This window comes from Sphingomonas sp. 77B, assembly GCF_056497825.1.
Map to the genome: position 1 here is coordinate 38524 of NZ_JBWMBY010000001.1, position 20237 is coordinate 58760.

The 20237-nt window shown below is 66.4% G+C and carries 19 protein-coding genes; 15 read left to right on the forward strand and 4 right to left on the reverse strand.

What is annotated here, in order from left to right:
- Positions 1–42 precede the first annotated feature (42 nt).
- The 11 genes from AC1GI4_RS00210 to AC1GI4_RS00260 all read left to right on the forward strand — a co-directional run bounded on the left by AC1GI4_RS00210 (position 43) and on the right by AC1GI4_RS00260 (position 10777).
- The gene (locus AC1GI4_RS00210; RefSeq protein WP_007404217.1) at positions 43–654 is read left to right on the forward strand and encodes an NADH-quinone oxidoreductase subunit J; all 612 of its coding nucleotides are present in this window, start codon (positions 43–45) and stop codon (positions 652–654) included.
- The gene (gene nuoK / locus AC1GI4_RS00215; protein WP_007404079.1) at positions 651–959 is read left to right on the forward strand and encodes an NADH-quinone oxidoreductase subunit NuoK; all 309 of its coding nucleotides are present in this window, start codon (positions 651–653) and stop codon (positions 957–959) included. Before AC1GI4_RS00210 ends, nuoK begins: the two co-directional genes overlap by 4 nt.
- Positions 959–3073 (forward strand): NADH-quinone oxidoreductase subunit L, encoded by a 2115-nt coding sequence (nuoL, locus tag AC1GI4_RS00220; protein WP_479630313.1) that lies wholly within the window; start codon positions 959–961, stop codon positions 3071–3073. The genes nuoK and nuoL overlap by 1 nt, the downstream gene beginning before the upstream one ends.
- A 7-nt stretch (positions 3074–3080) precedes the next feature.
- Complete coding sequence (locus AC1GI4_RS00225) at positions 3081–4631, forward strand: NADH-quinone oxidoreductase subunit M (RefSeq protein WP_433911301.1); 1551 nt, start codon at positions 3081–3083, stop codon at positions 4629–4631.
- Entirely contained in the window at positions 4631–6094 is a 1464-nt protein-coding gene (gene nuoN, locus AC1GI4_RS00230; protein WP_479628118.1) for an NADH-quinone oxidoreductase subunit NuoN, read from the forward strand. Before AC1GI4_RS00225 ends, nuoN begins: the two co-directional genes overlap by 1 nt.
- Positions 6061–6804 (forward strand): biotin--[acetyl-CoA-carboxylase] ligase, encoded by a 744-nt coding sequence (locus AC1GI4_RS00235; RefSeq protein ID WP_479628119.1) that lies wholly within the window; start codon positions 6061–6063, stop codon positions 6802–6804. Before nuoN ends, AC1GI4_RS00235 begins: the two co-directional genes overlap by 34 nt.
- Positions 6805–6813: 9 nt before the next feature.
- Positions 6814–7596, forward strand: coding sequence for a type III pantothenate kinase (locus AC1GI4_RS00240; RefSeq protein ID WP_479628120.1), 783 nt, complete (start codon positions 6814–6816; stop codon positions 7594–7596).
- 138 nt (positions 7597–7734) lie between these two features.
- Complete coding sequence (locus AC1GI4_RS00245; RefSeq protein ID WP_479628121.1) at positions 7735–9369, forward strand: ribonuclease J; 1635 nt, start codon at positions 7735–7737, stop codon at positions 9367–9369.
- A 4-nt stretch (positions 9370–9373) separates the two neighbouring features.
- On the forward strand, positions 9374–9649 hold the full coding sequence (locus AC1GI4_RS00250; RefSeq protein ID WP_479628122.1) for a DUF1467 family protein: 276 nt from the start codon (positions 9374–9376) through the stop codon (positions 9647–9649).
- Position 9650: 1 nt separating this feature from the next.
- Positions 9651–10376 carry a helix-turn-helix transcriptional regulator gene (locus AC1GI4_RS00255; protein ID WP_479628123.1) on the forward strand — a complete coding sequence of 242 codons (726 nt, stop codon included), beginning with the start codon at positions 9651–9653 and terminating at the stop codon, positions 10374–10376.
- 32 nt (positions 10377–10408) lie between these two features.
- Positions 10409–10777, forward strand: coding sequence for a VOC family protein (locus AC1GI4_RS00260; protein ID WP_479628124.1), 369 nt, complete (start codon positions 10409–10411; stop codon positions 10775–10777).
- A 107-nt stretch (positions 10778–10884) separates the two neighbouring features.
- Here the strand turns inward: AC1GI4_RS00260 and AC1GI4_RS00265 are convergent, their stop codons facing one another.
- Positions 10885–13221, reverse strand: coding sequence for a coiled-coil domain-containing protein (locus tag AC1GI4_RS00265; protein WP_479628125.1), 2337 nt, complete (start codon positions 13219–13221; stop codon positions 10885–10887).
- Between the two features lie 102 nt (positions 13222–13323).
- Between AC1GI4_RS00265 and AC1GI4_RS00270 the strand changes: the two genes are divergently transcribed.
- From AC1GI4_RS00270 to AC1GI4_RS00285, 4 genes are read left to right on the forward strand one after another with little or no spacing between them, the layout of a single operon-like run.
- Positions 13324–13617, forward strand: a complete 294-nt coding sequence (locus AC1GI4_RS00270; RefSeq protein ID WP_479628126.1) for an Hpt domain-containing protein — start codon at positions 13324–13326, stop codon at positions 13615–13617.
- 54 nt (positions 13618–13671) lie between these two features.
- Positions 13672–14856, forward strand: coding sequence for a hypothetical protein (locus AC1GI4_RS00275; RefSeq protein ID WP_479628127.1), 1185 nt, complete (start codon positions 13672–13674; stop codon positions 14854–14856).
- A 35-nt stretch (positions 14857–14891) separates the two neighbouring features.
- Complete coding sequence (locus tag AC1GI4_RS00280) at positions 14892–15944, forward strand: hypothetical protein (protein WP_479628128.1); 1053 nt, start codon at positions 14892–14894, stop codon at positions 15942–15944.
- Between the two features lie 5 nt (positions 15945–15949).
- The gene (locus tag AC1GI4_RS00285; RefSeq protein ID WP_479628129.1) at positions 15950–17293 is read left to right on the forward strand and encodes a sensor histidine kinase; all 1344 of its coding nucleotides are present in this window, start codon (positions 15950–15952) and stop codon (positions 17291–17293) included.
- Positions 17294–17341: 48 nt separating this feature from the next.
- Here AC1GI4_RS00285 and AC1GI4_RS00290 read toward each other — a convergent pair whose 3' ends face one another.
- Genes AC1GI4_RS00290 through gltX form a run of 3 tightly spaced genes read right to left on the reverse strand, consistent with a single transcriptional unit; the run spans position 17342 to position 20232 of the window.
- Positions 17342–17554 carry a hypothetical protein gene (locus tag AC1GI4_RS00290; protein ID WP_479628130.1) on the reverse strand — a complete coding sequence of 71 codons (213 nt, stop codon included), beginning with the start codon at positions 17552–17554 and terminating at the stop codon, positions 17342–17344.
- 3 nt (positions 17555–17557) lie between these two features.
- Positions 17558–18841, reverse strand: coding sequence for a citrate synthase (locus AC1GI4_RS00295; protein ID WP_479628131.1), 1284 nt, complete (start codon positions 18839–18841; stop codon positions 17558–17560).
- A 2-nt stretch (positions 18842–18843) separates the two neighbouring features.
- Positions 18844–20232 (reverse strand): glutamate--tRNA ligase, encoded by a 1389-nt coding sequence (gene gltX, locus AC1GI4_RS00300; RefSeq protein WP_479628132.1) that lies wholly within the window; start codon positions 20230–20232, stop codon positions 18844–18846.
- Between the last annotated feature and the right edge of the window lie 5 nt (positions 20233–20237).

Genomic DNA, 20237 nt, shown 5'->3' on the forward strand with positions numbered 1-20237 from the left:
GACCAACGGTTCGGGGCGGACAGAAAAGGGGCCTGACAGGCAGTGATACAGGCTATCGCCTTCTATATTTTCGCGACCGTGGTGATCGTGTCCGCAGGGCTCACGATCGCGTCGCGCAATCCGGTGCACTCGGTCATGTGGCTGATCCTGGCGTTCTTCAACGCCGCGGGCCTCATGGTGCTGTGCGGGGCCGAGTTCATCGCGATGCTGCTGGTCATCGTGTATGTGGGCGCGGTCGCGGTGCTGTTCCTCTTCGTCGTCATGATGCTCGATATCGAGGTCGCGGCGATGCGGGCGGGCTTTGCGCGCTATCTGCCGCTGGGCCTCGCCCTGGCGGTAGCGCTGCTGGCCGAGGTCATCATCGCGTTCCAGGCATGGAGCGTCGGCGGCGTGCAGCTGGCGGCCCGTGCGGCCCCGATCGCGCCCGAGGTGTCCAACATCCAGGCGATCGGCAACCTGCTGTACACGCGCTATCTGTTCATCTTCGAAGGCGCGGGCCTGGTCCTGCTCGTCGCGATGATCGGCGCGATCGTGCTCACCCATCGCAAGCGGGGCGGCGTCCGTCCGCAGAACATCGCCAAGCAGAATGCGCGTCAGCCGCATGAGGCGATCCGCAACATCAATCAGCCCATCGGGCAGGGGGTGGAACTGTGACGATCGGTCTCGTCCATTATCTGGTCGTTGCAGCGATCCTGTTCACCATGGGGGTGCTGGGTATCTTCCTCAACCGGAAGAACCTGATCGTCATCCTCATGGCGATCGAGCTCATCCTGCTCGCCGTGAACCTGAACCTCGTCGCCTTCTCGGCCGCGCTTCAGGATCTGGTGGGGCAGGTCTTTGCCATGTTCGTGTTGACCGTGGCCGCCGGTGAATCGGCGATCGGTCTGGCGATCCTGGTCATCTATTTCCGTGGCCGCGGCACCATCGCGGTCGACGACGTCAACCGGATGAAGGGGTAATCGGGTTGATCCTCGCTATCGTCTTCCTGCCGTTGCTGGCCGCCGCAATCGCGGGGTTCGGCAACAAGGCCATCGGGAACGTGCCCGCCAAGGTCGTCACGACCGGCGCGCTGTTCATTTCCTGCGCCCTGTCATGGCCGATCTTCATCGGCTATCTGTCGGGCCATAACGTCGCGACGGTGACGCCGGTGCTCCACTGGATTACCAGCGGCACCATGTCGGTCGACTGGGCGCTGCGCGTCGACTCGCTGACCGCGATCATGCTGGTGGTCATCACCAGCGTCTCGGCGCTCGTCCACCTCTATAGCTGGGGCTATATGAGCGAGGAGCCGGATCAGCCGCGCTTCTTCGCCTATCTCTGCCTCTTCACCTTCGCGATGCTGATGCTCGTGACGGCGGACAATCTGGTCCAGATGTTCTTCGGCTGGGAAGGCGTGGGCCTCGCGTCCTACCTGCTGATCGGCTTCTGGTTCCGCAAGCCGTCGGCCAATGCGGCCGCGATCAAGGCGTTCGTGGTCAACCGTGTCGGCGACCTGGGCTTCATGCTCGGCATCTTCGGCACTTTCCTGGTGTTCGGGACCGTCTCGATCCCGGCGATCCTGGCCGCCGCGCCGGGCATGGCGGGTTCGACCATCGGCTTCCTGGGCTATCGGTTCGACACGATGACCGTGCTCTGCCTGCTGTTGTTCGTCGGCGCGATGGGTAAGTCGGCGCAGCTGGGTCTCCACACTTGGTTGCCTGACGCGATGGAAGGTCCGACCCCGGTGTCGGCGCTGATCCACGCGGCGACTATGGTGACCGCGGGCGTATTCATGGTGTGCCGCCTGTCTCCGATGTTCGAAACCTCGCCGACCGCGCTGGGCGTCGTGACGGTGGTGGGTGCCTGCACTTGCTTCTTCGCCGCGACGATCGGCACGGTGCAGACCGACATCAAGCGCGTCATCGCCTATTCGACCTGTTCGCAGCTCGGTTACATGTTCTTCGCGGCGGGCGTCGGCGCTTACGGCGCGGCGATGTTCCACCTGTTCACGCACGCCTTCTTCAAGGCGCTGCTGTTCTTGGGCGCGGGCTCGGTGATCCACGCGATGCACCATGAGCAGGACATGCGCTATTATGGCGGCCTGCGTCGTCACATCCCGCTCACCTTCTGGGCGATGATGATGGGTACGCTGGCGATCACCGGCGTTGGTATCCCGGCGCTGTTCGGCAATCCGATGGCGTTCGGCTTCGCGGGCTTCCATTCGAAGGATGCTATCATCGAGGTCGCCTATGCGGGTGGTTCGGGCTTCGCCTTCTGGGCGGGCGTGATCGCCGCACTGCTGACCAGCTTCTATTCGTGGCGCCTGATGTTCCTGACCTTCTGGGGCAAGCCGCGCTGGACCGGGTCGGAGCATATTCAGCACGCGCTGCACGACGCGCATGGCCACGGCCATGACGATCATGCGCACGGACACGCTCATGATGCGCATCATAACGACGCGCATTCGGAAGATGCCGGTCACGAGCCCCACGCCCATGGTGCAGGCCATGCCGATATGCCCGAGGGCACCGGCGGCTATCATCCGCATGAGAGCCCGCTGGTCATGCTGATCCCGCTGATCGTCCTGTCGATCGGTGCGATCGCGGCGGGCTTCGTCTTCCACGGCTGGTTCATCGAGCCGGACGCGGGCGAGACCTATTGGAAGGGCGCGATCGCCTTCAACGAGCATCTGATGCACTCGATGCACGGCGTGCCGGTGTGGGTGAAGCTGTCGGCGACGGTGGTGATGCTGCTCGGTCTGCTGACCGCGTATCTGACCTATATCCGTGCACCGGAGTTCCCGGCCAAGTTCGCGGACCAGTTCCGCATCCTGTACCGCTTCCTCCTCAACAAATGGTATTTCGACGAGATCTACCATTTCCTCTTCGTGCGCCCCGCCTTCGCGATCGGCCGGTTCCTGTGGCACCGTGGCGACGAGAAGACGATCGACCGCTTCGGCCCCAATGGTGTCGCCTGGCTCGTCCAGCTCGGCAGCAAGGGTGCGGCGCGCTTCCAGACGGGATACCTCTACAGCTATGCCTTCGTCATGTTGATCGGCCTGACCGCGGCCGTCACCTGGGCCATTTTGGGTTGATCGCGTGATGCAGGGCTTCCCGATCCTCTCCGTCATGCTGGCGGTCCCGGCTGTTGCCGCGATCGCCTGCCTCTTCCTCACCGCGCAGGGCGCGCGCCTGCTGGCGCTCGCCGCCACGCTGATCGACTTCGCCCTGGGCATCGTGCTCTGGACTCAGTTCGACGTGGGCGGCGCCCAGTGGCAGTTCGTCGAACATGCGCCTGGCCTATTCGGCCCGTTCGGCTGGTCGCTCGGCATCGATGGCTTTGCGCTGCTGCTCATCATGCTCAGCGTGTTCCTGATGCCGATCTGCATCGGCGCGAGCTGGCGTGCGATCGACAAGCGGGTGCCCGAATATATGGGCCTGTTCCTGTTCACCGAGGTGCTGATGATCGGCACCTTCGCGGCGCAGGACCTGTTCCTCTTCTACGTCTTCTTCGAAGCCGGCCTGATCCCGATGTATCTGATCATCGGTATCTGGGGCGGGGCGAACCGCATCTACGCGTCGTACAAGTTCTTCCTGTACACGCTGCTCGGCTCGCTCCTCATGTTCGTGGCGATGCTCTATATGGCGCGCACGGCGGGCACGACCTCGATCCCGGCGCTTCTCGCCTATGACTTCCCGGCCTCGGTGCAGACCTGGCTGTGGATCGCCTTCTTTGCCTCGTTCGCGGTCAAGATGCCGATGTGGCCGGTCCACACCTGGCTTCCCGATGCGCACGTGCAGGCGCCGACGGCGGGTTCGGTCATCCTGGCGGGCGTGCTGCTGAAGCTCGGCGGCTACGGCTTCCTGCGCTTCCTGCTGCCGATGTTCCCGGAGGCGAGCGGCCAGCTGACCTGGCTGATCTTCGGCCTGTCGGCGGTGGCGGTGATCTATGCCTCGCTGGTCGCGCTCGTGCAGTCCGACATGAAGAAGCTGATCGCCTATTCGTCGGTCGCGCACATGGCGATCGTGACCATCGGCCTCTATGCCTTCAATCAGCAGGGCATCGAAGGCGCGATGATCATGATGCTCAGCCATGGTCTGGTATCGGGCGCGCTCTTCCTGTGCGTCGGCGTCATCTATGACCGGCTGCACACCCGTGAGATCGCGCGCTATGGCGGGCTGTCGATCAACATGCCGCGCTATGCCGTGTTCTTCCTGTTCTTCACCATGGCGTCGATCGGTCTGCCGGGCACGAGCGGCTTCGTCGCCGAATTCCTGTCGCTGATGGGGACCTATCAGGTGTCGACCTGGACGGCGTTGCTCTGCACCACCGGCATCATCCTGGGTGCGGCCTATATGCTCTATCTCTACCGGCGGATCGCTTATGGCGAGATCAAGTCGGACGAGGTCGCCGCCATGCCCGACATGTCGGCGCGCGAGCTGTGGCTGCTGGCCCCGATCGCGGCGGTGACGCTGTGGATGGGTGTGTACCCGGAAAGCTTCCTCGCGCCGATGCGCAAGGACGTCGCGATCCTGCTGCAGCGCGTCGACCGGGCAAATCCGGGCTCGGACAGCCGTCCGACCGCGGGTAACCCTGCGCTGGCCACCACCCATGCCCCTGAGCACCAAGCTGCGCACGGGGAGGCGCACTGATGAGCTATTCGTTGAACCTTCTGATGGTCCTGCCCGAGCTGGTGCTGACCCTCGGCGCGATCGCGCTGATGCTCGTCGCCGCCTCGGGTGGGACGAACGCCACGCGCGGCATCTCCATCGCGGCGGTGTTCGTGCTGGCGGGGGCGATGGTCGCTCTGACCGGGCCTGCGACCACGGGCGGGCTCGCCTTTGGCGGCCTGTACCGGGCCGATGCCTTTGCCGGTTTCGCCAAGGTGCTGATCTATCTGGCGACCGCGGTGGCGATCATCATGGCGCCCCGCTTCTTCGCCCGCTCGCCGGGTGAGGATCTGCGTCCCGAATATCCCATCCTGATGCTGCTCTCTTCGGTCGGCATGGGCATGATGGTGTCCGCGGGCGATCTGCTGACGCTCTATGTCGGTCTCGAACTGCAGAGCCTGTCGGCCTATGTGCTGGCGAGCTTCATGCGTCGCGACGGCCGTTCGGCCGAAGCGGGCCTGAAGTATTTCGTCCTCGGCGCGCTGGCCTCGGGTATCCTGCTCTACGGCATCTCGCTTGTCTACGGCTTCACCGGCTCGACCGATTTCGCACAGATTGCGGGCGCTTATGGCCGTGACGCGGCGATGGGCACGCGGTCGCTGGGGCTGATGTTCGGTCTGGTGTTCGTGTTCGCCGGTCTCGCGTTCAAGATGTCGGCGGTGCCGTTCCACATGTGGACCCCGGACGTCTATGAAGGCGCACCAACCCCGGTGACGGCCTTCTTCGCCTCGGCCCCCAAGGTCGCGGCGATGGCGCTGGCCGTACGCGTCGCCGTCGAGGCGATGGGTTCGGCCGCGCAGCAGTGGCAGCAGATCGTGACCTTCGCCGCGCTGGCGTCGATCATCCTGGGTGCCGTGGCCGCGATCGGGCAGACCAACATCAAGCGGCTGCTCGCCTATTCGTCGATCAACAATGTCGGCTTCGCGCTGATCGGTCTGGCGGCCGGTACGGCGCAGGGTGTCGCGGCGGTGCTGACCTATCTGACCATCTACGTCATCATGACGCTGGGCGCGTTCCTGATCGTCATCCGTATGCGTGACGAGAATGGCAACCCGCTGGAGTCGATCGCCAGCCTGTCCGGCTTGTCGCGCACGCGTCCCGGCCTGGCCTGGGCGATGGCCTTCTTCATGTTCTCGGTCGCGGGCATTCCGCCGCTGCTCGGTTTCTATGCCAAGTTCGCGGTGTTCAATGCGGCGGTCGCGGCGGGCCTGTTCCCGCTGGCGGTGATCGGTGTCGTCGCCTCGGTGATCGGTGCTTTCTACTATCTGCGCATCGTCAAGACGATGTTCTTCGACGAGCCCGTCGGCTCCTGGGCCAATACCGAGGCTGAGCCGGTCGAGAGCGGCCTGATCGCGCTGTCGGCGCTGTTCGTCTCGCCGGTCGGCTATCTGGCGATCCCGCTGCTCGGCGCATGGTCGCTGGCGGCGGCACGGACGCTGTTCTGAGCCGATTGCTGCACGTCCCGGAAACGGGATCGACCAATGCCGATCTTCGCCAGCTCGCGGAAGCGGGCGGCGAAGACGGCCTATGGCTCCGCGCCGACCGCCAGACGGCGGGGCGCGGACGCCAGGGGCGGGACTGGTCCTCGCCCTCCGGCAACTTCTACGGATCGACCCTGGTGCGGCTGCGCCCCGGCGATCCGATGGCCGCCACGCTGGCGCTGGTCGCGGCGGTGGCGATCGAGGAGGCGGTTCGCGCCTGCCTGGCCGAGGTCGGCTCCCGTCTGGCGCTCAAATGGCCCAATGACCTGTTGATCGACGGTGCGAAACTGTCGGGTATCCTGTTGGAGCGCACCGGCGATGCGATCGTCATCGGCATGGGGATCAATCTGGCGTCGGCCCCGAACTTATCCGATCGCGTCACGGCCGCGCTGGGCGATCATGGCGTCGCTGTCCCGCCCGCGGAAATGCAGGCGCTCCTGGCCGATGCCATGACACGTTGGGTCGCGATCTGGCGGACGCAGGGGCTGGCCGCCGTCATCACACGCTGGGAAGCGCGCGCGCATCCGCGTGGCACCCCGCTCACCGCCAGACTGCCCGATGGACAGGTGCTGACCGGCACCTTCGACGGTTTGGCGAGCGACGGCGCGCTTAGGCTCGGCTTGGCGGATGGCTCATCGCATGTCATCCATGCCGGTGATATCTTCCTGGTCTGAGGGACTTTCATGCTGCTTGCCATCGATGCCGGGAACACGAACGTGGTCTTCGCGCTGCTCGACGGGCGGACGATCAAGGGCCGCTGGCGCATCGCAACCGATCCGCGCCGCACGGGCGACGAATATGCGGTGTGGCTCAGCCAATTGCTCGCGCTGGAAGGCTATGCGCGCGAGGACGTGACGGGCGTCATCATCGCCACCGTCGTGCCGCGCGCGCTCCACAATCTTCAGGTGCTGGCGCAGAAATATTTCAAGGTTGATCCGCTGATCGCCGGACGTGCGCCGGTGGAATGGGGGATCGCCATCGACGTCGACGAACCCGCCTCGCTGGGCGCGGATCGCGCGGTCAACACGATCGCGGCGCATGCGCTCTATCCCGGCGACCTCATCACGATCGACTTCGGCACGGCGACGACGTTCGATATCAGCGACTATCAGGGCGCGTACAAGGGCGGGATCATCGCACCGGGCATCAACCTGTCGCTCGATGCGCTGGTGACGGCCGCCGCCAAGCTGCCCCGCATCGCGATCGAGGCACCGGAGAGCCGCAGCGTGATCGGCCGCAACACGGTCGACCAGATGCATATCGGTATCTTCTGGGGCTATGTCGCGATGATCGAGGGGCTGGTCGCGCGGTTGAAGGCACAGGTCGGTCGCCCGGTGAAAGTGCTGGCGACCGGCGGACTGGCGGCGCTTTTGAGCCCGCACACCGATGTTTTCGATCATATCGAGCCCGACCTGACCATTCAGGGGCTGGCGATCCTGTGGGAACGCGCCCATATTGCGCATTGAAGTTTCGGATCGGGCAGCCCGCGAAAAGCCGCAGGGCGTCCGTATCCGCGAAAGAATGACCGCGCCCTGACCGGCGCAAAACCTAATGCCCCTGAACCTCGCTTGCAGCGGGGAGGGGCTTCCATTGTCAGGAAGTGAATGACTCCCAAGAAAGAATTGCTGTTCTGCGCGCTCGGTGGATCGGGCGAAATCGGCATGAACGTGAACCTGTACGGCACCGAAGGTAAGTGGGTGATGGTCGATTGCGGCATCACCTTTGCCGATCCGGCCTATCCCGGCATCGACGTGATCCTGCCCGACCTGAGCTTCATTGAGGATCGTCTGGACGACCTGGTCGGCATCGTGCTGACCCATGGGCATGAAGACCATATCGGCGCGCTGCCCTATCTGGCCGAAGACCTGGGCGTGCCCATCTATGCAACTGCCTTCACCGCCGGGCTCGTCCGCGGCAAGCTGGAGGAAGAGGGCAGCGCCAATCGCGTCAAGCTGCGGGTTATGGAGACGGGCAAGACGTTCGAGGTCGGCCCGTTCGACTTCACCTTCGTGCCGCTGTCGCACTCGATCCCCGAGGCCAATGCGCTGCTGATCGAGACCGCCGTCGGTCGCGTGTTCCATACCGGCGACTGGAAGCTCGACCAGACCCCCGTCATCGGCAAGCCCGCCAGCCCCGCGCAGCTGTCCTCGATCGGCGACATGGGCGTCGACGTGCTGGTGTGCGATTCCACCAACGCCTTCAACACCGAAGCCTCGGGTTCGGAAGCCAGCGTCCGCCCCGGCATCGCCGAGACGGTCGCCAAGGCCAAGGGACGGGTGGTCGTCACCACCTTCGCCTCCAACGCCGCGCGTCTGGTGACGCTGGGCGAGGTCGCCAAGGAAACGGGCCGCAAGCTGTGCGTCACCGGCCGCTCGCTCGACCGGATCCTGAAGGTCGGCAAGGCCTGTGGGTACTTTAAGGGCTTTCCCGAGACCGTCGATCCCGAAACCGCGATGCGGCTTCCCAAGGACCGCGTGCTGATCGTCGCGACCGGCGGCCAGGGGGAGCCGCGCGCGGCCCTGTCGCGCATAGCCGAGGGCAGCCATACGATCCGGCTCGACACCGGCGACACGGTGATCTTCTCGGCGCGCCAGATTCCGGGCAACGAGACGGCGGTCGGCCGTATCCAGAACATCCTGGCGGGCAAGGGCGTCCGCATGGTCACCGAGCGTCAGGCACATGTCCATGTCTCGGGCCATCCGGGCCAGCCCGAACTGGCGCAGATGTACAAGTGGCTGCGCCCGCGCACGCTGATGCCCGTGCATGGCGAGATGCGGCACATGATGGAGCATGCCCGCTTCGCCACGACGCAGGGCGTGCCCGCCACGATCGTCCAGTCGGACGGCGACATGGTCCGCCTGCTGCCCGGCAATGCCACCAAGATCGGCAATGTGCCGGTCGGTCGTCTTGTGCTCGACGGCGACGTCATTCTGCCGTCGGACGGCTCGACGATGAACGAGCGGCGCAAGCTGGCGATCAACGGCCAGATTTCGGTCGGTGTCGCGGTCGCCAAGGGGCGGCTGGTCGGCAGTCCGCAGGTGCGCGTGCAGGGTGTGCCGGTCGAGGACGAGCGTGACGCCTTCATCGCCGAGGCGGTGGCGGCTGCGGCCAAGGCGGTCGATGGCCCACGCCGCGCGACCGACAAGCTGCGTGAGGATATCCGCCTGTCGGTGCGCAAGGTCGCGACGCGCTGGACCGGCAAGAAGCCGATCGTCGACGTCCTGCTGATCGAGGGATAAGACCATGCACTGGACGTCGGCCCTCGCGATCTACGTCCTGTTCTGGTTTCTCGCCGTGTTCCTGGTCCTGCCCTTCGGGGTCAGGACCACGCACGAGGTCGGCGCGGAGCATATCCCCGGCACCGCCGAGAGCGCGCCGCATGTCTTTCTGATCGGCCGCTTCTTCCTGCGCACGACGATCGTGGCGACGGTGATGTTCGTGCTGTTCTACCTGAACTATGTCTATGGCTGGATCACGGCCGACATGCTCGACTGGAGCGGGGTGAGCGGACGCGTCTGACATGGCGCGCGCATCCCGCCTGTTCGATCTGCTCCACCTGCTCCATCGTCAGAGCGGCGTCGTTTCCGGACGGCACCTGGCCGAGCAGCTCGGCATTTCCCTTCGCACCCTGTACCGCGACATCGCGACGCTTCAGGCGATGGGCGCGGATGTCGAGGGCGGGGCGGGGTTCGGCTATCGGCTGAAGCCGGGCTTCATGCTGCCACCGATGCGTTTTCCCGTCGAGGAGATCGAGGCGCTGGTCCTTGGCGCACGCTGGGTCGCCGAGCGGGCGGACCCGGCGATGGGGCAGGCGGCGCGCAGTGCGGCCGCGCGGATCATGCGCGCGATGACGGCGGAACAGGCCGATGCGATGCGCGATACGGCTCTGTTCATTGCCTCGCGCGCCGAACCGTATGAAGCGGCGGTCGACCCGGCCCCCTTGCGCGCTGCGATCCGGGCGGAGCGTCGATTGTCGCTCCTCTATCGCGACGCCGAAGGTCACGCGTCCGAGCGTATCATCTGGCCGATCGCGATCGCGCTGTTCGACCGCGCCGATGTGCTGCTGGGTTGGTGCGAACTACGCAGCGCCTATCGGACGTTCCGCATCGACCGGATCGTCACGGCCCGGACTTTACCCGAGCGTTACCCCCGTCGTCGCGCCGTCATGCTCCGCGAATGGCGCGAGGCGGAAGGCATTCCCCAGGAGCGTTTCCTGCTGACGGAAACTGACGCGGCGGTCGGATAGGCGGTGCTCCTCTCGAACGAAGGAGCCTTTCCATGACCTGCCCCGCCACCACCATTTTGCTGCACGTCGCCGACATGGTGGCCAGTACCGATTTTTATCGCGGGATATTGCAGCGTGAGCCGGTCGATGCGGGTGACGCGTTCACCCTGTTCGTGATGGATTCCGGCACGACTCTTGGCCTGTGGCGGCGTGATGTGATCGATCCGCCTGCGCACGGCGCGACCGGCTCCATCGAACTGGGCTTCCGGCACGATCATGACGCGGTGGATGCCTGTCACGCGAAATGGACGGCGCAGGGTGTCGCCATGATGATGCCGCCGACGGATCGGCCATTCGGGCGGAGTTTCGTCGCGCTCGACCCGGATGGGCATCGGTTGCGGGTTTATGCGCTGAACGGGTGAAGATTACCCTTGGCCTTCGACTTCGATCAGGCTGAACGGCGGAGGGGGTGATTGCTTCAGCCCTCCGTTCGCACTCAGCGAGGGCGAAGGGCAAGGGATTCCCGCCGTTACCGCAACCGCTCGATCGCCTGTGCCAGCGCCACATAGAGCTTGCCCATATCCGACGACAGCAGCGTCACGCCCAGCGGTGATCCGTCACGCTGGGCGAGCACACCGCGCAGCATCGCCTCGAAGTCGTGAATATAGCGGTTCACATGATCGCGGAACTTGGGGTCTTCGTCATACAGGTCGGCGATGTCACGGGCCTGGTGCGAGTCCAGGATCCGCACCGCGCGCCGGGTAAACACGCCGCGATCGCCCTTCAGATAGGCGGCCCAGGCGCTGTCGGTGATCTCGGGCGCATAGATCTTGGTGATGTCGATCGATGCGGAGTTGAGCGATTCGACGAGAAGAGAAGCGCGGCGCGCGAAATTGTCGCGATCAGATTCTTCGCGCTCGGTTCGCGCTTCCTCAATCCGTGATTCGACGATCGCGGTCTTCTCGACGATCATGTCGGCCTGCCGCGCCAATCGTTCGGTCGCGCGGGTCGCCGCCTCGACGGCATTTTGCGTGGCGTCGACGATCGCATGGACCTGCCGCTCGACGGTGTCGCCCGTTGCGCGCCGCATCGCCTCGGCACTGGCGATTTCCAGCGCGCTGGCGGCTTGCGGGATCACATCGGCCAGCGTCTCGCGCGCCTTTTCGGCGGCCGTCGCGGCGGTTTCGCGAACCCGCAGCAGCGCATCGACCAGCTTGGGCGCCGCCTCGTCGGCGAACTGGTGCGACCGTTCGATCGTCTCCTCTACCATCATGCCCAGCGCATCGGCCTTGGCGCGGCCCGTCGACAGGGTTTCGATCAGCGAACCCGACAGAGTTTCCAGCGTCTGGCGCTGTTCGGCGATGACGTCGGCAATGGCCTCGATCGCTTCATGCGTGCTCTCGGCCGCAGCGACCAGCGCGAGGAGTTCGGGCTTGGTTTCGACCACGACCTCATGGCTGGCGTGCATCCGCTGGTCGAGGCGCCCGAGCGCCTCGGGCAGCGTCTCGTCGATTTCGCGCGCCGCGGCATCGAGAGCGATCAGCAGCGTCTCGGTCGTGCCGATGACGCGGTTGGCCATGGACTCGCCCGCCTCCAGTGCGCCGGTCATGGCATCAGCCGAGCCGCCGAGCGCGCTGATCGAGGCAGCCAGCATCTGCGACTTTTCGGTGCCTTGGGCATGGAGTACCGCGATGCGCGTCTCGACCCGCTCCAACTCGGTATCGAGCGTGTCGATCATCGTCTCGCCCGCGATACGCTGCGCCTCGAGTTCGGCCGACAGGCGCGCCACCGCGCCGTCCACCGTGGTCAAGCGCTCGGCAAGCGCGTCGGCGCTGTCGCGCGCGGCACTGTCGAGCGCGGCCTGATTGGCGGCGACCATAGCCAGCATCGCCTCACCTTGCGCGGCGATGCCCTTGCGGGACTGGTCGATCGCCTCGGCAGTGCGATCGAGCAGCGCGTCAATCGTCGTCGCGACATTGGCGGTGACGTTTTCCAGATGTTCGCTGGCCGTGCGGCTGGTCGCCTCCATCTGTTCGAGGTGCGTCGCCAGGCGAAGCGCGGCGCCGCTGGCGATGGTATCGGCATCCTGCCCGCGCCGCCCGAGCGCCACGAATTGGGCATCGAGCGCCGAGGCGTGGATTTCGGCCGATCGGGCGGCTTCCGCCATTCGGTCGCTGGCTTCGCCGACCTCGTCGGCCGCGCGGGGCAGGGCGTCGAGCAATTGGGTCAGGCTGGCCTGGCTGGTCCCGGCTATATCGGCCAGCGTCCGGCCATGCGCCTCGACCATCTGGATATCGTCGGCCAGATCGCGGGCGATCGTGTTGAAGCGGGTCTCGGCCGCGTGCGCCATTTCGGACAGGGCGATCGCCTGCGCCGACAATTCCGAGCGATTGGCAGCAAGGGCCTGCCCGATCGCGGCGACCGCGCGCTCCAGCGCGACGGCTTCGGCGCGCATGTCGCGGGCGGTCAGCGCGAAGCGGCGCTGTTCGGCCCGGCTGCTCCGTTGACCGACCAGCCACAGGATCGCGATGAGTATCGGCCCGGCCATCGCCAGCGTGACCAGCGGCGCGAGCGTCGATGGTGATAGCGACGCACTCGCGATGATGCCCCAGGTCAGGCTCGCCACCACCCACAGGACCGAGGCCAGGACGGCGACGATCAAGGGCCAGCGCGCGGGGGCTTCCTCCTCGACGGGCATCGTCCCCTCGTCCAGCCAGGGGCTGGGGGAGGACGGCATGGCGGCCTCGCCCCCCTCGTCGGGAGACGTCTCATCGGCGTGAGACAGGGGGGCATAATCCAGCATGTCCGCCTCCGCGTTCGGCATGTCCGACCTGTCCTGACGCTCCGCGCGCATATCGACGATCATCTGGGCCCCCGTGTCACAATGGGCCGGTTTATCACGTTTACGGATGGCAGAAAGCGAATTGCGCTATTCCGTGTTGCCATGGTTCGGGTTTAAGCGACGGCCATGACCTATGAGCACGGAACGATCGATTCTGCCCTGGCGGCGGTGGCCGGTGACGAACCGGCCGTAATTCAAGATCTTCGCCGCGCTTTCGTCGAGGGTGTGACCCGCGCGACGGAGGCCATGCACATGGCCGAGGATGCGGGCGAATGGCGTGAGGCGGCGTTGCGGCTGAAGGGGCTGGCGGCCAGCGTCAACGCCCTGCCGCTGATGACCCTGGCGGCCCAGGCGGCCGAGCGCGACGGGCGAGACCCGCAATTGCTCGATCGGATCGGGGAGCAGGTCGCGCGTCTTTGAGCGCAGGCCGGGACGGGGCTGGCATGGTGCGCGTCTAGCGCCTAACAGCACGCGATGCTCTCCGGTCTTCTCTTTGCGATTGACGATGCCGACGACCGCCCCGGGCGGTTGACGGCGACCCTGCCGTTCGCGGGTGTCACCCTGATCGAATATCAGGCCCGGCTGCTGGTCGCGGCGGGGACGGCGCAGATCATCATCGTCGTCGCCCGGCTGACCCCCGAACTGCTTGGCGCGATCGCCCGAATCGCCCAGCGCGGCGTGGTGGTCGACACGGTGCGTAGTGCGGTGGAAGCATCGGAAAAGCTTCACCCTTTGTCGCGGCTGCTCGTCCTGGCCGACGGCCTCATCACCACCGAGGATACGATCGCGCTGGTCCTGCGCGATGCCGGGCACGACGCGCTGGTCGTGCTGCCGGAGATGGAGGCCGAAGCCGGGCTGGAGCGGGTCGGCGGGCAGATGGCGTGGGCCGGTGTCGCGCGCCTCGACCCGCGTCGGATCGCCGAGGTGGCGGCGCTGCCGCGCGACTATGACCTGCAATCGACCCTGTTGCGGCTGGCGGCGCAGGCGCACGCGACCCATATCCTGCTGCCCCCCGATGCGGTGAAGGCGGGCCATGGCATCGTCCACCGGGCCGAGGCGCTGGAGGCGCGGGGCCGGGCGGTCGTCGCGCGGCTGGTCTCGGGGCGGCGGAGTTGGTTCGATCGCTATGTCCTGGCACCGATCGCGCGCCTGGCCTTGCCGCGTCTCGTCGAGCGTTCGGTGCCCGCCCATGTCGCAGGCGGCGTCGGGGCCGGACTGGGGCTGCTCGGGCTCGTTTTAATCCTGTTCGGCTGGCCTGCCTTCGGCCTGTTGGTGGTCATTGCGGGAACGCTGGGGCTCGGATTGGGGGAGACGCTGGCGGGGCTGCGCGACGAACAGGGTACGGCGCGCGCCGGGTCTGCGGCGATTGCCGCGTTGGCCGGACTGGCGGTCGCGGCACTGGGCTGGCAGGATTTTCGAATGTCGGGCGAGGATATTGGCCCGGTCCTGGCGTTGATGCTGATAATCCTGGGGATTCTGGCCGAGCGCGCCGGGCTGTATCGCTTCCGGCGACGCTGGTGGGCGAGCCCGCCCGCTTACTTGCTGGTGCTGTTTCCGACCGCTTTCCTGGGCCTCGCGCCCTGGGGGCTGGCCCTTGCCAGCATCTATGCGATCGTCACTTTGGCGTCCGCAATCGAGACATTGCGCGCCCAAGTTTAGTGTCGCTTTAACTCCAAAGGGGTTAGCGCTGCCCCATGGCGGTCGAACCAGACCCAGATCACGCCTCCGAATGGCATGCCGCGCGGCTATCCGACCGCGTGGATGCGGCGCGCGCGCGTGCCGCGGCGCGACGACGGGGGGCGGTGCTCGACCTGGGGCTGGACGAGGATTTGAGGCTGACCGATCAGGTCCGCTTCGAGGTCACGGCCCGGCTTCACCTGCTGGTCGAGACGATCGCCCGAGACTTGCTGCAACAGGCCGAGCGCGCGATGCCGGAGGGCACGCGCCATGCCGCGCCCGAAGACGTGATCGGGCGGCTGCACAGGGCGGGGGCCCTGGCGGACCCCGCACTGGTCGACGAACTGGTCGCGCAAGCCCGACAGAGCCTGATCGCCCGTGCGCTGCCCATCGAATCGATGGCGGGGGATGCACCCAGCCTGCTTGTCCGGTTGACCGAAGCGCCGGATCGGATCGTGGCGGCGGCGGCACGCGCCGTTCTGGTCGCCGAAGGCCAGGCGCGGGAAGCGGGCGAGGTGGCGAGCCTGCCGACACGATTGCACGATCGGCTGGTCTGGACCGTAGCGGCGGCGCTGCGTGGCGGCGACGATCCCGCCTGGGACGGGGCGCTCGCCCAAGCCGTCGAGCGGGTGCTGGCGGCGCAGGACGACGGCGACAGGCCGGGGGCGGCCGCCCTGCGGCTGGCGGCGGCGATCGATGCACGGCCGGGCGAACTGCCCGATCTACTCCTTGAAAGCCTGTCCGACCGGCAGCTGGGACTGTTCGTCGCGCTGCTTACCCATGCGTTGGGCATCGACCATGCCATGGTGCGCGAAATCGTGCTGGAGCCGGAAGGCGACCGACTTTGGCTGGCGCTGCGCGCGCTGGATCAGGAGCGACCGACCATCGCCCGGATCGGTCTGTCGCTGTGTGAAGCGGATCGGCGGCGCGACGTCGACGGCTTTGCCGAGGCGCTGGACGCGATCATCGCGATTTCGGCCGCAGCGGCGCGGCGGGCCATCGCATCGCTGACCCTGCCTGCGCCGTTTCGCGCGGCGATCGAGCGGTTGGAAGGTTCCGAACGTCGATGACATCGATGGATAGCCCGGGCGAATCGATGGTTGCGCGTGCCATTCTGGACGCGGGCGACCACATCCTGTCGGCCGATCCGCCGATCGAGCTGCTGCAAATCCGCGCGGGCGGCGGGGTCAGCGATCGCTTTGCGGTCGCCCCTATCGCGCGCATCGCGCGGCTCGCCCGGCGGCTGGGCATCCCGGTCGCGCGGCAGGTGATGGTGGCCGACGACGAAGGCGACCTCGACCTGTGGGTGCAGGCGCGGCCCGAAACCGGGCAGATCCGCCTCAGCGTCAGCGGATGGCGCGATCGCAACGCGTGGAAGCCGGGTGCGACGCCCCCGGACCACGCCGCGGCGGGGGCGGATTTCCGTTGGGAGACCGATGCGGCACTCCGGCTGACCTTCGTATCTCCGGGGGCGGGGCTCCGGCATGGCTTCGATGCGCAAGGTTTGTTGGGAAAGCCGCTGGGCGCACTGTTCGCGTTCGATTCCGGCACCGCACTGTTCGATGGAGGCGCGCCGCTTGACGGGCGGGGCGCGCGGCTGCGGCCGACGGATGCCCCGGTGCGGCTTTCGGCGGCGATCCGCCATGACGGTCTGGGCGGTATCGCCGGGCTGGTAGGCGCGACCTATCTGATCGACGAGCCGGGCGAAGCGGACGAGGACATGGCGCTGCATCCCGGCGGCTCCCCCCTGACCGAGAGCTTTACCTCCGGTCTTGACCGCGCGTTGCGCACGCCGCTGGCGCGGATCGTGGCCAATGCGGACAGCATCGCGGCGCGCAGCGACGGCCCGATCGCGGCCGAATATGCCGACTATGCCCAGGACATCGCCCATGCCGGGCGGCATCTGATGGGACTGGTCGACAATCTGGTCGAGCTGCAGGCGATCGAGCAGCCGGATTTCCGCCTGTCCGCCACCCCGATCGATCTGGCCGATGTCGCGCGCCGCGCCGCCGGATTGCTGGGCGTGCGTGCCGACGCCGCCAGCGTGACGATCCGCCGCCCGGCCGTCAGCGAGGGGATGCCCGCCATCGGCGATTTTGGCCGCTGTCTTCAGATTCTCATCAACCTGATCGGCAATGCCATCCGCTATTCCCCACGTGGCGGCGACGTGATCGTCACGGTCGAGCGGGATGGGGAATGGGCGCTGGTCAGCGTCGCCGATCACGGCAAGGGCATTGCGCCCGAAGACCAGGCCCGCATCTTCGAAAAGTTCGAGCGGGTCGACCCCAGCGAGCCCGGCGGTAACGGCCTGGGCCTCTATATCGCCCGGCGTCTGGCGCGGGCGATGGGCGGCGACCTGGGCGTCGAAAGCGTGCCGGGCGAGGGGGCGACCTTCCACCTGCGGCTGCGTTCGCGCTGACACAAAAAGGGCTCCCGAAGGAGCCCTTTTCCCATGCGTCCGAGCCGGTCAGCGCCGTCGCCGTGGCAGTCGCCTGGCGATCAGGATCAGCGCCAGTCCGGCGATCGCGACAAAGGCGCCGCGATCGGCCCATTCGCCCCGACCGAGCATGAAGCTCTGTTCGGGCCATTGGATATATCCCAGGCCCTGACCGATCCATAATCCCCCCGTCAGCGCCAGCATGACGCCGATGGCGATCAGGATCGGCCGGACCCGGTTCATGGCTTAGCGCTTCTCGACGGGAACGTAGGAACGCTGCGTCGGGCCGGTGTACAGCTGACGCGGACGGCCGATCTTCTGGTCGGGATCGGTAATCATCTCGTTCCACTGCGCGACCCAGCCGACGGTGCGGGCGAGCGCGAAGAGCACGGTGAACATCTCGGTCGGGAAGCCGATCGCCGAGAGGATGACGCCCGAATAGAAGTCGACGTTCGGGAACAGCTTCTTCTCGACGAAATAATCGTCGTTCAGCGCGATCTCTTCGAGGCGCAGCGCGGTCTCGAACAGCGGATCGTTGACCTTCAGCGCGTCGAACACTTCGCGCACGGTCTTCTGCATCACAGTCGCGCGCGGGTCGTAGTTCTTGTAGACGCGGTGACCGAAGCCCATCAGGCGGAACGGATCGTTCTTGTCCTTGGCGCGCGCGATGAATTCCGGGATACGATCGGGCGTGCCGATCTCGCGCAGCATGTTGAGCGCGGCTTCGTTCGCGCCGCCATGCGCCGGACCCCAGAGGCAGGCGATGCCCGCCGCGATGCACGCGAACGGATTGGCGCCCGACGAACCGGCCAGACGCACGGTCGAGGTCGAGGCGTTCTGCTCGTGGTCGGCGTGCAGGATGAAGATGCGGTCCATCGCCTTTTCGACGGCCGGGTTCACCTCATACGGCTCGGCCGGAACGCCGAAGGTCATGCGCAGGAAGTTGCCGGTGTAGGACAGCGAGTTGTCCGGGTACAGGAAGGGCTGGCCCACGCTATACTTGTACGCCATCGCCGCGATCGTCGGGATCTTGGCGATCAGGCGGTGCGACGCGATCGTGCGCTGCACCGGGTCATGGATGTCGGTCGAGTCGTGATAGAAGGCCGACAGCGCACCGACGACGCCGCACATGATCGCCATGGGATGCGCATCGCGGCGGAAGCCACGGAAGAACGCCGCCAGCTGCTCATGCACCATGGTGTGGCGCGTGATGGTGGTGGTGAATTCCGACAGCTCGCCCTGGTTGGGCAGCTCACCGTTCAGCAGGAGGTACGCGACCTCCATGAAGCTGCTATTCTCGGCCAGTTCGCCGATCGGATAGCCGCGGTGCAGCAGAACGCCCTGATCGCCGTCGATATAGGTCAGTTCCGACCGGCACGAGGCGGTCGAGGTGAAGCCGGGATCATAGGTGAAGGCACCCGTCTGCGCATAGAGCTTGCGGATGTCGACCACGTCCGGGCCGATCGTGCCCGACATGACCGGATAGTCAAAGCCCTTGCCGCCGATTTCGAATTTCGCGGTGTCGCTCATACTCAATGATCCTTCCTATCTGCGGTCATCTGGTCCGCGATCCGCCCCAGGCTTTCTTCACGACCCAACACAGCGAGCACGTCGAAGATCCCTGGGGACGTCTTGCGTCCGGTCAAGGCAGCGCGGAGCGGCTGGGCGACCTGACCGAGCTTTACGCCCTCGGCTTCGGCCACCTTGCGTACCGCGTCTTCCAAAAGCTCCGTATCCCAGTTGTGCACCGCGTCAAGCGCGGTGTGAACGGAAAATAGAATGCCCCGTGCCTTTTCGTCGAGCAGGCCGGTGGCGGCGTCGTCCAGGCTCAACGGACGGGCGGCAAAAAGGAAGCGCGCGCCCTCTGCCAATTCGTTCAAATTCGCGGCGCGCGGCTTCAACGCGGGCATGGCGGCGGTCAGCAGCGCGACGTCCTCGACGCCCATCCGCTTGGCGGTCAGCTCGGCTAGGCGCGCGTCGTCGGCCTCGCGGATATAATGGCCGTTGAGGTTTTCGAGCTTCCTCAGGTCGAACCGCGATGGCGCCTTACCCACGGCCGACAGGTCGAACCACTTCACCGCCTCGTCACGCGTGATGATCTCGGCATCGCCGTGGCCCCAGCCCAGGCGAAGCAGATAATTGTCGAGCGCTTCGGGCAGGATGCCCATTTCATCGCGATAGGCTTCGATCCCGACCGCGCCGTGGCGCTTGGACAGCTTGGCCCCGTCCGATCCGTGGATCAGCGGGATATGCGCATAGATCGGCTCGGCCCAGCCCATCGCCTTGTAGATCGGCAATTGGCGGAAGGCGTTGTTCAGATGATCGTCGCCGCGAATCACATGGGTCACGCCCATGTCATGGTCGTCGACCACCACCGCCAGCATATAGGTCGGCGTGCCGTCCGAACGCAGCAGAACCAGATCGTCCAGCTCGGCATTCTGCACGGTGACGCTCCCCTGCACCCGGTCGTCGATCGTCACCGCCCCCTCACGCGGGGCGCGCAGTCGGACGACGAAGGGCTGGCCCTCCGGTGCGGTCGCCGGATCGGCGTCGCGCCAGGGCGAGCGGATACGCAGCGGCTGCTTGGCGGCCTGTGCCGCCTCGCGCTGCGCCGCGATCTCGTCCTGCGTCATGTAGCAGCGATAGGCATGCCCCTTGGCCATCATCTCGTGCGCCACTTCGGCATGGCGGTCGGCCCGCGCGAACTGGAACACGGCCTCGCCGTCCCAGTCCAGGCCCAGCCAGCGCATGCCGTCCAGAATCGCGTCGATCGCGGGCTGGGTCGAGCGGGCGCGATCGGTATCCTCGATGCGCAGCAGGAACTTGCCACCTTTCGCCCGTGCGAACAGCCAGTTGAACAGCGCCGTGCGGGCGCCGCCGATGTGGAGGAAGCCGGTCGGCGAGGGCGCGAAACGCGTCACGACCC